At 73.1% G+C, this 12,898-nt stretch carries 10 protein-coding genes; 5 read left to right on the forward strand and 5 right to left on the reverse strand.

Annotated elements, in window-relative coordinates:
• Both KZQ38_RS05775 and KZQ38_RS05780 read right to left on the reverse strand, forming a co-directional pair.
• Positions 1–1,530, reverse strand: a complete 1,530-nt coding sequence (locus KZQ38_RS05775) for a sodium:solute symporter (RefSeq protein WP_219439078.1) — start codon at positions 1,528–1,530, stop codon at positions 1–3.
• Entirely contained in the window at positions 1,517–2,638 is a 1,122-nt protein-coding gene (locus KZQ38_RS05780; protein WP_219439080.1) for an anhydro-N-acetylmuramic acid kinase, read from the reverse strand. Before KZQ38_RS05780 ends, KZQ38_RS05775 begins: the two co-directional genes overlap by 14 nt.
• A gap of 114 nt (positions 2,639–2,752) precedes the next feature.
• On the opposite strand from KZQ38_RS05780, the gene ftsY reads away from it, so the two are divergent.
• On the forward strand, positions 2,753–4,198 hold the full coding sequence (ftsY, locus tag KZQ38_RS05785) for a signal recognition particle-docking protein FtsY (protein ID WP_219439082.1): 1,446 nt from the start codon (positions 2,753–2,755) through the stop codon (positions 4,196–4,198).
• Between the two features lie 9 nt (positions 4,199–4,207).
• Here the strand turns inward: ftsY and KZQ38_RS05790 are convergent, their stop codons facing one another.
• Together KZQ38_RS05790 and KZQ38_RS05795 are read right to left on the reverse strand one after the other, a co-directional pair.
• Positions 4,208–4,573, reverse strand: a complete 366-nt coding sequence (locus KZQ38_RS05790) for a hypothetical protein (RefSeq protein ID WP_219439084.1) — start codon at positions 4,571–4,573, stop codon at positions 4,208–4,210.
• A gap of 47 nt (positions 4,574–4,620) precedes the next feature.
• A complete protein-coding gene (locus KZQ38_RS05795) occupies positions 4,621–5,373 on the reverse strand; it encodes an IclR family transcriptional regulator (RefSeq protein ID WP_219439086.1) in 753 nt (250 codons plus the stop codon).
• Positions 5,374–5,454: 81 nt separating this feature from the next.
• Here KZQ38_RS05795 and aceB point away from each other — a divergent pair, with 81 nt between their 5' ends.
• The 3 genes from aceB to KZQ38_RS05810 are packed head-to-tail and all read left to right on the forward strand — an operon-like array spanning position 5,455 to position 10,196.
• Entirely contained in the window at positions 5,455–6,984 is a 1,530-nt protein-coding gene (aceB, locus tag KZQ38_RS05800; RefSeq protein ID WP_219439088.1) for a malate synthase A, read from the forward strand.
• Between the two features lie 60 nt (positions 6,985–7,044).
• Complete coding sequence (locus KZQ38_RS05805; protein ID WP_219439090.1) at positions 7,045–9,654, forward strand: CHAT domain-containing protein; 2,610 nt, start codon at positions 7,045–7,047, stop codon at positions 9,652–9,654.
• 5 nt (positions 9,655–9,659) lie between these two features.
• A complete protein-coding gene (locus KZQ38_RS05810; protein ID WP_219439092.1) occupies positions 9,660–10,196 on the forward strand; it encodes a hypothetical protein in 537 nt (178 codons plus the stop codon).
• A 14-nt stretch (positions 10,197–10,210) separates the two neighbouring features.
• Here the strand turns inward: KZQ38_RS05810 and pucL are convergent, their stop codons facing one another.
• Complete coding sequence (gene pucL, locus KZQ38_RS05815; RefSeq protein ID WP_219439094.1) at positions 10,211–11,071, reverse strand: factor-independent urate hydroxylase; 861 nt, start codon at positions 11,069–11,071, stop codon at positions 10,211–10,213.
• Between the two features lie 249 nt (positions 11,072–11,320).
• Here pucL and KZQ38_RS05820 point away from each other — a divergent pair, with 249 nt between their 5' ends.
• Complete coding sequence (locus KZQ38_RS05820; protein ID WP_219439096.1) at positions 11,321–12,865, forward strand: alpha/beta hydrolase; 1,545 nt, start codon at positions 11,321–11,323, stop codon at positions 12,863–12,865.
• The last annotated feature ends 33 nt before the right edge of the window (positions 12,866–12,898 follow it).

A 12,898-nucleotide genomic window follows, 5' to 3' on the forward strand; every position in this document is an offset into this window, starting at 1 on the left:
TCAAGGGGTCGCGGCGGTCTGCTCCGGTGACACGCGTCCCTTGTGCCGCAACGAGAGCAGGCCGCCGACGACCAGCGTCACCAACACGCCCAACGGGGTGTACCACGGATAGGCGAGCGGTTTCGCGCTCGTCGTGGTGGAGAAGTCGAGCACGGGCGAAGTGCCCGCGAACTTCACACCGAGGATCACGAACGCCATGACCGCCACGGTCACCACGAACGCCACCACCGCGTCCGCTTGCGCCGCGCGCCGGAACAGCAGGCCCAGGAGGAACGCGCCGAGCAGCGCGCCGTAGGTGAACCCGGCGATCGACAACCCCTGCTCGACGATCGGGTTGCCGCGCTTGGCCAACGACGCGAACAACCCGGCGCACACGATCAGCAGGCCGGCCCACACGACCGTCCAGACGCGCCCCTGCCGCAACACCTCGCGCTCCGACAGCGGACGGCGCACCACGCGTTGGTAGACGTCCGTGACGGTGGACGACGCGAGCGCGCCGAGCGAGGAGCTGAGCGCGGCGGCGAGGATGCCGGCGATCACGAAGCCGGACAGCCCGGACGGCATGTCCCGCACGATGAAACCGGCGAACAACTCGTCGCCGTTGGCCAGCCCGAGCCCCTTGACCGGGTCGAGACCGCCGTAGAACGCCCAGAGCATCACGCCGATGAACAGGAACAGGGCGAACTGGAGGAACACCACCACGCCGCTGGCGATCAACGCCTTCTGCGCCGCGCGCACGTCGCGGGTGGCCATCAACCGTTGCACGATCAGCTGATCCGCGCCGTGCGAGGCCATGGACAGCACCGCACCGCCGATGAACGCGGTGGCGATGGCGTAGGGCGACGTGAACGGGCTCGCGGCGAGGTCCAAGAACTGGAACTTCCCGGCGTCGGCGGCGGAGGAGAACCAGCCCGTCGGCAGCCGCCCGGCCAGCACGACGATCACGACCGCCGCGCCGAGCACGTACCAGAGCATCTGGATGGCGTCGACCCACACGACCGCGCGAACACCGCCCAGGAAGCTGTACACGACCATGGCGAGGCCGAGGACGACGATGATCGCCCAGTAGGAGGCGTCCACGCCGTACGCGGCCAGCACCACCTTCACCGGGATCGCGGTGGCGAACAGCCGCAGGCCGTCCGCGAGCAGCCGGGTCACCAGGAACGTGACGGACGCGGTGCTCCGGAGCCCGTCGCCGAACCGCGTGCCGAGGAACCCGTACGCGGTGACCAGGTTCCCCGCGATGTACTTGGGCAGCAGCACGAACGACACCACGATCCGGCCGAGCAGGTAGCCGACGGCCAGCGACAGGAACGTCATCGTCCCGCCGTACGCGACGGTCGGCACGGACAGCACGGTCAGCGTCGACGTCTCGGCGGACACCACGGACACGCACACGACCCACCACGAGATGCGCCGCTCGCTGACGAAGTAGTCCGCGGCGGACCGCTGCCGGCCGCCGATCCACACCCCCAGCAACGGCATTCCCACCAGGAAAACCACGATGATGGCGACATCAGGTGCGCGCACGGTCTCCTCCGATTCTGAGCCCGGTGACAGGGGTGTCCGCAGGGTCGGGCAGGCGCAGGGGGCCTCGGCCGGGCGTGAGCGAACCGAGCAGTCGCGGACCGGACGCGCCGGTCGCGGTGGGCACGTTCGCGGGCAGCCCGTGCCAGGCCAGGAAGCCGAGCAGGGCCGCGAGGTAGCCCTCCTTGGCGTCGGCGGGCAGGCCGTGCTCGTCGCTGGTGCGCAGGTTCACCCTGGTCCGCAGGGCGTCCACCAGGACGGGGTTGCGCATCCCGCCGCCGGAGCCGAGCACGGCGGGCGCGTCGGCGCACTCGGCCGCGATGGTGCGCGCGGTGAGTTCGACGAGGGTGGCGAGGAGGTCTTCGGCGGGCAGCACCAGCCCGTCCGCGACGCGGTCGAGGTAGGCGCGGTTGAAGTGCTCCTTGCCGGTGGACTTCGGCGCGGGCCGCGCGTAGTACGGGTCGGCCAGCAGGCGGTCGAGGAGTTCGGCGTGGACGCGGCCACGGGCGGCGAACTCCCCGTCGGTGTCGTGGGTGCGCAGCCCGTTGGACAGGGCGGTCATCGCGGCGTCCATGAGCGCGTTGCCCGGACCGGTGTCGTAGGCGATCACACGGTCGGGTGTTCTTCGGGTGATGTTGGCGATGCCGCCGATGTTGAGCGCGACGGTGCCCGGTTCGGGCAGCCCGGCCAGCCAGAGCGCGTCGAGGGTGCTCGCGAGCGGCGCGCCGTGCCCGCCGGCGGCGACGTCGCGGACCCGGAAGTCGGCGACCACCGGCAGTCCGGTCGCCTCGGCGATCCAGGCCGGCTGGCCGAGTTGCAGGGTGCCGAGGCAGCGGCCGTCCTCGACGTGGTGGTGAGCGGTCTGGCCCAGCGAGGCGACCAGGTCGGCGGCGTGCGGCCGGGCGGCTTCGGCGAACAGCTGCCCCAGGCGGGTGTCCAGCACGCACAGGGCGGCCGGGGAGGTGGGTGGTTCGCGGAGGTCCGGGGGGAACGGGACCTCGGTGTGCGTCACCGGCGTCAGGACGATGACGCCGTCGTGCAGCTCGAAGTCGCCGACGGCCACGTCGACGGCGTCCATGGACGTGCCGGAGATGAGCCCGATCACCCTCACGCACTGTGTCCTATTCCACACTGCCCGCAGGCGCAAGGGTCTCTGTTGAGAAGTTGCCGGATGTCGACCTGGTTCGTTGGAGGGTCACCGGTCGGGGCGTGGGAGGATTGCGCGGTGTCCACCACGCTCTTGATCTGGATCGTCGTCGTCGTCGCGGCGCTGCTCGCGGTCGCCCTCGTCGCGGGCGTCGTGCTCAGCAAGCGCAGGCGCATCAGCCTGACCGAACCCGAGCGGGAAGGGATCGAGAAGCCCAAGGGCTACCAGGCGGGGGGCGGGGTCACCTTCGCACCGCCGACGCGCCCGGCGGAACCGGTGGACGGCGGCGTCGCGGCCCCGAAGCCGGAGGTGGTCGAGCCGAAGGCCGAGCCGAAGCCGACCGCCGAGCCCGAGGCCGCGCCGACGCCGGTCGAGCCGACTCCTGAGCCGACGCCTGAACCGACGGCCAAGCCCGAGCCGACCGCGAAGCCCGAGCCGACGGTGAAGCCCGAGCCCGAGCCCGTCCGCCACCCGGTCGCGGACCGGACCGAGGTGGACGGCCAGCCCGGTGTCGGTGACGACGCCGCCGTGCCCAGGGACTCCGTCAAGCGCGGGTTCGTGGACGTGCCGCTGCCCGAGGAGTCCTCGGAGATCGAGGAGATCGAGCCCACGACGGGCCGGTTGGAGCGGCTGCGGGGCAAGCTCGCCCGGTCGCGGTCGACCTTCGGCCAGGGGCTGCTGGGGCTGCTCGGCGCGGGCGACCTGGACGAGGACTCGTGGACCGACGTCGAGGACACGCTGCTGCTGGCGGACCTCGGCGCGGCGGTCACCGACCAGGTCGTGACCGCCCTGCGGGAGCGGATCGCGGCGCGGGGCATCCGCTCGGCCGACGACGCGCGGTCGCTGCTGAAGGAGGTCCTGGTCGAGGCGCTGCACCCGGAGATGGACCGCGCCGTGCACGCCGTGCCGCACGGCGGCAAGCCGGCCGTGGTGCTGGTCGTCGGCGTCAACGGCGTCGGCAAGACGACCACCACGGGCAAGCTCGCCCGGGTGCTGGTGGCCGACGGCCGCACCGTGCTGCTGGGCGCGGCGGACACGTTCCGCGCCGCGGCGGCCGACCAACTGGAGACGTGGGGCTCGCGCGTCGGCGCGACCACCGTGCGCGGCGCGGAGGGCGCGGACCCGGCGTCGGTCGCGTTCGAGGCCGTGAAGAGCGGTGTCGCGGCGGGCGTCGACACGGTGCTGGTCGACACGGCGGGCCGGCTGCACACCAAGACCGGCCTGATGGACGAGCTGGGCAAGGTCAAGCGGGTCGTGGAGAAGCAGGCCGCGGTGGACGAGGTGCTGCTCGTCCTGGACGCCACCACGGGCCAGAACGGCCTGACCCAGGCGCGCGTGTTCGCCGAGGTGGTGGACGTGACCGGGATCGTGCTGACCAAGCTGGACGGCACCGCCAAGGGCGGCATCGTGTTCCAGGTCCAGCGCGAGCTGGGCGTGCCGGTGAAGCTGGTCGGGCTGGGCGAGGGCGCGGACCACCTGGCGCCGTTCGAGCCCGAGGCGTTCGTGGACGCCCTGCTCGGCTGAGCACCCCGGTCAGGGGGAGCAGCGGTGCCAGCACTCCTTGACCTGCCCGAACTCGGGCGTCACGTGGTAGTGCAGCGGCGGCAGGGCCGACCACACGACGTGGGCGGGCGGTGCGGGCGGCGGCTGCCGCCGGGGCGTCGCCCGGCGCACCACGCCGCGGGCCGGTTCCCGCCACCCGGCGCGGTTGGTCGCCCGCACCCGCGCGCCGGGGTAGGCCCGGCGGTAGTCGGAGATCAGCTCCACCAGCCACCGCACGCGGTCCGCCGGCTCGGCGGTCGGCACGGGGTCGAGTTCGGCGCCGTCGCTCCACCTGCCGACCACCTGCCGGTCGTCCCAGTGCAGGGTCAGCGTGCGCCCTTCATGCGTCGTTCCCACGGCGGAGATCATCGCGTGCCCGCGCACGGGCGGTCGGGCCGGGTGCGTCACGCCGAAGCGGCGTGCGCGGACAGCTCCCGCGCGGCGGCCAGCACCTCGGGGACGATCCGCTCGACGGTCTCCGGCGTGAGCCTGCCCTCCGGCCCGGACACCGACACCGCCGCCGGTGCGGGCCCGCCGGTCAGCGGCGCGGCGACGCACCGCACGCCGAGTTCCTGCTCGCTCTCGTCCAGCGCGTAACCCCGCGCGGCGATCCGGTCCAGCGCCGCCAGCAGCTCGGCGGCGTCGGTGATGGTGTTGGCGGTGAACGGGGGCAGCCCGGTGCGCCGGAGCAGCGCCCGCACGTCGTCACGCGGCAGTTGCGCCAGGATCGCCTTGCCCACGCCCGTGCCGTGCGGGAGCACCCGTCTGCCGACTTCGGTGAACATGCGCATGGAGTGCCGTGACGGCACCTGCGCCACGTAGACCACCTCGTCGCCGTCCAGCACGGCCAGGTTCGCGGTCTCGCCCACCTGGTCCACCAGGCGTGCCAGGAACGGCCGCGCCCACGTGCCGAACTGCCGGGACGCCCCGTCGCCGAGCCTGATCAGGCGCGAGCCGAGCGCGTAGCGGCGGTTGCTGTTCTGCCGCACGTACCCGAGCGTGACGAGGGTGCGGATGAGCCGGTGGATGGTCGGCAGCGGCAGGCCGGTGGTGGCGGCCAGCTCGGACAGACCCGCCTCGCCGCCCGCGTCGGCCAGGCTCTCCAGCAGGCCGAAGGCGCGTTGCAGGGACTGCACGCCCGTGGACTCCCGTGCCATCCCGACCACCCCTTTGCCGTTCCGCGCAGCGGAAACTATAGTCCGCTAGGTAGAAGTCGCCGCAAGGGAGGGTGGGTTCCCATGACCGGTGTCCGCGTGCTCGGTGGCGATGTGGAGCGCGGGGCGGAGGTGTTGACGCCGGAGGCGCTGGCGTTCGTCGCCGACCTGCACCGCGCCTTCGCCGCCACCCGCGACGACCTGCTCGCGCGTCGGGCCGAGCGCCGGCCGCCGGGTTTCCTGCCGGAGACCCGCGCCGTGCGCGAGGGCGACTGGCGGGTCGCCGAGGCGCCGGAGCCGCTGCGCGACCGCCGCGTCGAGATCACCGGGCCGACCGAGCGCAAGATGACGGTCAACGCCCTCAACTCGGGCGCGAAGGTGTGGCTGGCGGACCTGGAGGACGCGAACACGCCGCACTGGCGCAACGTCGTCGCCGGCCAGGTGAACCTCCGCGACGCCGCACGCGGCGTGGTCGAGTACCGCTCGCCCGAGGGCAGGCACTACGCGCTCACCGACGGCGAGCGCCCGACCATCGTGGTCCGCCCGCGTGGCTGGCACCTGCCCGAGCGCCACGTCGAGATCGACGGACGGCCCGCCGTGGGCGCGTTGGTCGACTTCGGCCTGCACTTCTTCCACAACGGCGCGCTCGGCCGGCCGTACTACTACCTGCCGAAGCTGGAGAGCCACCTCGAAGCCCGGCTCTGGAACGACGTCTTCACCCACGCCCAGGAACGGCTCGGCGTGCCGCACGGCACGATCCGCGCCACCGTCCTCATCGAGACGATCCCCGCCGCGTTCGAGATGGAAGAAATCCTCTACGAGCTGCGCGACCACGCCTCGGGTCTGAACGCGGGCCGGTGGGACTACTTGTTCAGCATCGTCAAGCACTTCCGCGATCGCGGGCCGGAGCACGTGCTGCCGGACCGCGACAGCGTGACCATGACGGCGCCGTTCATGCGTGCTTACACCGATCTGCTGGTGCACACGTGCCACAAGCGCGGCGCGTTCGCGATGGGCGGCATGGCGGCGTTCATCCCCAACCGGCGGAACCCGGAGGTCACGCGACGGGCGCTCGCCAAGGTCCGCGACGACAAGCGCCGCGAGGCGGGCGACGGCTTCGACGGCAGCTGGGTGGCCCACCCGGACCTGGTGCCGGTGTGCCGGGAGGTCTTCGACGAGCGGTTGGGCGCGGAGCCCAACCAGCTCGGGGTGACGCGCGCGGACGTGCGGGTGACCGCCGAGCAGTTGCTGGACTTCGGGTCGGCGGGCGGTCGCGTCACGCGCGCGGGCCTGGTGAGCGCGGTGGACGTCGGCGTGCGGTACCTGCTGTCGTGGTTGGGCGGCAACGGCGCGGCGGCGATCCACGACCTCATGGAGGACGCCGCGACCGCCGAGATCTCCCGCTCCCAGGTGTGGCAGTGGGTGCGCAACGGCGTCGTGCTGGAGGACGGCACGCCGGTCACCGCCGACCTGGTCCGCTCCGTGCTGCGGGACACCCGCGCGGCGTTGTCGGGCGAACACCTGGACCTCGCGTGCGAGCTGTTCGAGCAAGTCGCGCTGGCCGACGAGTTCGTGGACTTCCTGACCCTCCCCGCGTACGAGCGGATCGACTGAGGCGTAACGGCTTGCGGGCCGTGGGCGACCAACGGGCGACGACCACCCGTCGGAGGTCCCATGTTCGCCGATCGCCTGGAGAGCGCGCGGCAGGCGCTCGCCGCGGGGAACCACGACCAGGCCGTGCTGATCGTCGGCGGGGCACTGGTCGAAGCACGTCTCCGGGCCGGGCGCGGCGACCACGACGCCCTGGCGTGGGCGATGGTCCTGACCGGTGAGCTGGACGACCTCACCGAGGACGTGCTGCCGCCCGCCGAGCGGACCGGGCCGTGGGAGGCGTTGCGGTTGCTGGCGAAGCGGGCCGGCGCGCGCCCGGCGGAACTCGGCGCGGCACTGCGGCTGGCCGCGTTGCACGTGCGGGCCGACCGGGCGGACGCCGCCGCGCGTGACGCCGAGCTGGTCCTGGACCTGTTGCCGCACAACGGGTGTGTCCGCGGTGACGGGTTCGAGGTGGCCGGGCCGCGGCCGGACGCCGTGCACGACGTGCTGGCCGCCGTCGCCGACCTGCTGCACCACCGGCACGGGAAACTGGTCGAGACCGAGGCGTTGGCCCACCGGATGGCGGAGGCGTTCCCGGACGCCCCGACGGCGTGGCACCTCCTCGGCCACGCCGCGGCCCGGCAGGAGCACCACGAGGAGGCGGCCCGCGCGTTCACGCGCCTCACCGAACTCGCGCCCGGACCCGGCGCGTTGATGGACCTGGGTCGCGCACTGCACGCCCTGGGCCGCGTGGACGAGGCGTTGGCCGTCGTCGGCGACGCCATCGCCCGCCGGCCCGACGACCTCCACTACCGGTACGCCCGCGCCCGGCTGCTGATCGCCGCGGGTCGGCCGGACGCGGCGTTGGCGGACCTGGACGCCGTGGTGGAGCACGCGGGCGCGGCGCGGGACCTCGCCGACCACGCCCGGATCACGCGCCTGCACGTGCTGCTGGACGCCGGTCGCGCCGCCGAGGCGCGGACCGCCGCGCTGGCCGTCGCCGCCACCGCCGACCCGCCGGCCGCGGGCGCGGCACACGCCGTGCTCGGCGAGATCGCCTTCGCGGAGGGCGATTTCACCGCCGCCGCCCACCACTTCGGCGCGCAGCTCGACCGGCACGCGTCCGCCTCGGCCCGGCTGGCGCGGGCCGCCGCGTTCGAGGCGGCCGGGCGGCTGGACGACGCGATCGCCGACCTGGACGCCCTCGCCACGCGGGACGGCGACGCCGAAGCCGCCGTGCGCGCGCTCACCCGGCTCGCCGACCGCCACCCCGGTCACGCGGCGGTGCGCGCGGCGCTCGGCCACGCGCTGCCGGCGGCGCGGCGGCCGGGCACGGCGGACCCGGTGCCCGACACCCCCGGCCCCGACGCGCATTTCCAGGCCGCGTACGCGGAAGCGGTCGCGATGGCGTTGGCGGAGGACCACCACACGGCGGCGCTGGAACTGGTCGAGCGGTTCCGGGCGTCGCGGCGGGTGGCGGGCGGGGAGCCCGTGTCGACGTTGTCGGGCGCGGAGATCCACGCGTTGCTCGCCGAGGACGGCCACTGCGTGCTGGCGGAGTTCTTCGTCGCCGAGGACCGGACGCTGTTGTTCGTGATGACGCCGGACGACCCGGTACCCGAGGTGTACGCGTGGGACCTGGCCGCCGCCGACCTCGCCGACCTCGTCGGGCGCTTCTTCGACGGCCCGGTGCGGGCCATGGACGACGTCGGGTTCGCGGAGGCGTTCGGCGCGTTGGTGGAGCCGATCGCCGAGCACTGCGCGCCCGGTGACGTCGTGCTGCTCGTGCCGCACGGGCCGTTGCACCGCGTTCCGCTGCACGCGTTGATGTCGGCGCGCAACCCGGTGTGCCACGTGCCGAGCGCGTCGTCGCTGCGGTGCCGGCGACAGGCGCCGGACCGGCGGTGGCGGAGCGCGGTGGTGTTCGGCGACCCGCACGACGACCACACCCACGCCCGGTACGAGGCGGGTCTCGTGGCGGCGTTGTTCGGCGCGCGGCCCGCGGTGGGCGCGGCGGCGTCCCGGGAGGGGTTGCTGGCCGCCGTCGCCGGACCCGGGCCGGACCTGGTGCACCTGGCGTGCCGCGGCCGGTTCGCCGACGGGCGCGAGTTGGGCGCCGACGACCTCGACCGGCTCGGCCCGGTCGCGAACCTGGTGACGTTGAGCGCCACCCGCGCGGGCGACGAGTCGACCGGCCTGGTCCGGGCCGTGCTGCACGCGGGCGTGCCCTCGCTGGTGATGAGCCTGTGGGTGGTGGACCACCTGTCGACGGCGTTGCTGATGACCGACTTCTACGCGCGGGTGCGTGGCGGTGCGGACCTCGCGGTCGCGTTGCGCGACGCGCAGTCGGCGCTCGCGGCGACCACCGCGCGGGGTGTGGTGGCGTACTGCGAGGCACGCCTGGCGCACGCCGACGACCCGGTCGCGGTGGCCGGGCTGCTGCTCGACCGGGCGGGCGCGGAGGCGGGCGCGGGCGACGTGGCCGCGGCGTTGGTGACGTGCGGGGAGGTCGGGCCGGTGCTCGCGGGAGCGCGTGGCGACCCGGCGCGGCGGCTGCGGTCCCGGGCCGCCCGGCTGCGTGCCGCGCTGGTGGTGAAAGCCGAATCGGTACCGCCCGTGGACTACGCCGCGCGCCCCTTCGCGCATCCCTACCATTGGGCGGCGTTCGTGCTCGTCGGTGATTGGCGGTGAGGGCGGTGCGGTTGTCTTCGTTGACCAGGACCCACGTGGTGGTGCGGGACGACGTGGTGCTGCCGCAGGCCGAGGCCGCGCGCGAGCGGGTGCACGCCGAGTTCATCGTGGTGGTCACCGCCGACGGCAACCCGCTGGGCGTGCTCGGCGAGCGGGAGCTGGACGAGCTGGGCGACCTCACCGGGACGCTGTCGTCCGTCGCGGACCGCTTCCCGGCGCTGGTGGTGGTCGGCGGCGATCCCGACGAGCTGACCGCGGCGGAACTGCTCGACCTCGCCGAGCTGCTGGGCCGGGAGGGGCTGCGGTCCGTGCTGGTGGAGCGGGACGACCAGCCGGTGGGCGTGGTGCCGCGCGCGGCGGTCGCCGCGGTCCTGCCGCTGGACCTGCTGGACGGGGTGGGCGTCGGCGACCCGGACGCGCCCGTGCCGCGCTACGTGTGCCGCAAGTGCGCGCCACCGTCGTTCCACCTGCCCCGTGCGGGTGGGCAGCCGCCGCACTGCCGCCGCGTGCTCTTCCACGGCGCGATGGAAACGGACGCCTGAACGCGGGCGTGCGCTCACCACGCGGCACCGGGTTCCTCGGCGTCGTCACGCAGCACGGTGCCCTCGATGAGCCCGTACGGGCGGTCCACCGCGTGGAACACCTCGTTGTGGTTCTCCAGCCCGAACGGTGACAGGTCGACCGCGAAGTGGTGCTTGTTCGGCATCGACATGCGGATCTCGGCGATCTCCGGGCCCGTCTCCACCGCCGCGCGCCCCATCTCGTACAGGGTCTGCTGCAACGACAGGCTGCGCCGGTCGGCGAACGTCCGCAGCAACGCCGCGCGGACCCGCGTGAAGCTCGCGGTCCAGTCGACACCCGGACCCTGGTGCCGCCAGCGCGCGGTCACGGACGTCGCCAGGACGCGGTCGTCGGTCTCGGCCAGGGTCGTGTACCCGTCACGCGGGAAGCCGTGGAACTCGGAGCCGGCGGACTTCAACACCACCAGGTCGGTCAGCCCGGACACCACCCTGCTCCGGTCGCCGTCGACCGTCGCGGTGGCGGTGCGCCGTTCCCCGCTGCCGCGGACGAACGCGTGGTCGTGGCCGTTGATGCGTTGCCACGAGTGCTCCTCGACGAGGACGCGTGCACGGGTGATCGCCTGCTGCGTGATCACGAAGTGCCGGGCGAGCCGCAGCGCGAAATCCTCGATCTCGCCGACCGGTGCTTCCTTCGCGAACGCGTAGGCGGTGTTCTTCTGCGTGTCCGTGGGGAGGACGTCGGCGTTGTCCCCGTTGAGGTGGGCGTCCGCGAGGTCGCCTCGCAACGACGTGGTGACCGTGAGGTCGCGGATGGTGTGCACCGGGCCGTCGCGGGTCACGGTGACGAGTCGGATTTCGGCTTTCCCGTACTGGTTCGGTCCCAGGACGATGCCCATCGACCCACTCTCCCAGGGCGTGTCAACACCTGTCCCGGGTTCGCGGGCTTCGTCGCGTGTCCGATGTGGACTCCCACGACGCGGCTGGTGACGCGTGATAACGCGGCGTTACGGGGAGATCACACGACGGCGGTCTTGTAGTCAGCCTGCGGTGGGACTCCACGTCCGACTTCAGTCGGTTGTGTGTCATCACAAGCCCTGACAGCCTGCGAAAACCCGAATGGGTGATCAGGAGAGAGGGTGGAAGCTGTGAGACTGATCTTCCGAGCGTTAGGCGGTGCGGGCACGGCCATCGCGCTCGTCGCCGGCATGACGTCGTTCGCGTCCGCCGAGCCGGGTGGGACGGCCGAGGCGGAGGCGTTCACCGCCGCGCCGATCGACTGGCGACCGTGCCCCGAACTCGCCGACGTCGAGTGCGGCACGGTGAACCTCCCCGTCGACTGGTCGAAACCGCGGGGTGCGCGCTTCGACCTCGCGGTGGCCCGGCGCAAGGCCACCGACCCCGGCAAGCGGATCGGCGTCCTGCTGATCAACCCGGGCGGTCCCGGCGGCTCCGGCGTCGACTTCGCCCTCGGTGCGAACAACTACTTCAGTCAGCGGGTCCAGGAGCGGTTCGACATCATCGGCTTCGACCCGCGTGGTGTCGCGCGCAGTCAGCCGATCAAGTGCTCGCTCGACGTCCTGCGCCGGCAGCCGGCCACCCCGACCGACCGGGCGAGCTTCGAGGCGCTCGGCCGGTACAACCGGGAGCTGGCCGCCGACTGCCGCGCGCAGAGCGGGCCGATGTACGACCACGCCGACACCATCGGCGTCATCAACGACATCGACGCCCTGCGCCGCGCCCTCGGTGAGCGCCAGATCAACTACTACGGCGTCTCCTACGGCACGCTCATCGGCCAGCAGTACGCCGAGCGCTACGGGCGCAACATCCGGTCGATGATCATCGACTCCAACATGGACCACAGCATCGACACGTGGGGGTTCAACGAGACCGAGGCGCGCACCGCCGAGGACTCGTTCAACGAGTTCGTGAAGTGGTGTGACCGCACCACGTCCTGCGCGCTGCACGGACAGGACGTGGCGAAGGCGTGGGACGCCCTGCTGGCCAAGGCGGACCGCGGCGAGGTCGTCGACCCCCAGGACCCCACCGTCAAGATCACCGCCGACACGATCATCGGCGCCGCGTTCGGCGCGTTCTACGGCCCGAACTGGCAGGAGCTGTCCGAGGCGCTGGTGTCGATCGGCGCGGGCAGGTCCGTGCCGAAGGCGTTCACGGCCGAGGCGGTCCACAACCCGTTCCCGGCGGTGTTCTGCCAGGACTGGAACGTGCGCGTGCGGAGCTACGGCGAGTTCTCCGCCCTCACCCGGCGGGCCACGCGGCTCGCGCCCCACATGCGTGGCTCGACCCTCGGCCAGACCGCGATCTCCGGCTGCATCGGCCTGCCGGAGAAGGTGAACAACCCGCAGCACCGCCTGCGCATCAAGGACGCCCCGAAGATCCTGATGCTGAACGCCCTGCACGACCCGGCGACGGGTTACGAGTGGGCCGTCGAAGCTCATCGCCAGAGCCGCGACACCACGGTCCTGCTCACCTACGAGGGCTGGGGCCACGGCGTCTACGACCGCAGCGACTGCACCGTGAACGCGAGTGACGCCTACCTGATCGACCGCGAGGTTCCGCGCAACGGGACGCGTTGTGCCGCCGTCGAACCGCAGCCGTCGGTCGCGCGTGCCACGAGCGTGCCGCGCGTGCCGGTCGGCCCGAACCCGGCGGTGCCGGGCTGGCTCGGCTGACACCCGACGCGGAGGGCCGTCCCACTGCCGCGG

Source organism: Saccharothrix obliqua, from assembly GCF_019375475.1.
GTDB classification, from domain to species: domain Bacteria; phylum Actinomycetota; class Actinomycetes; order Mycobacteriales; family Pseudonocardiaceae; genus Actinosynnema; species Actinosynnema obliqua.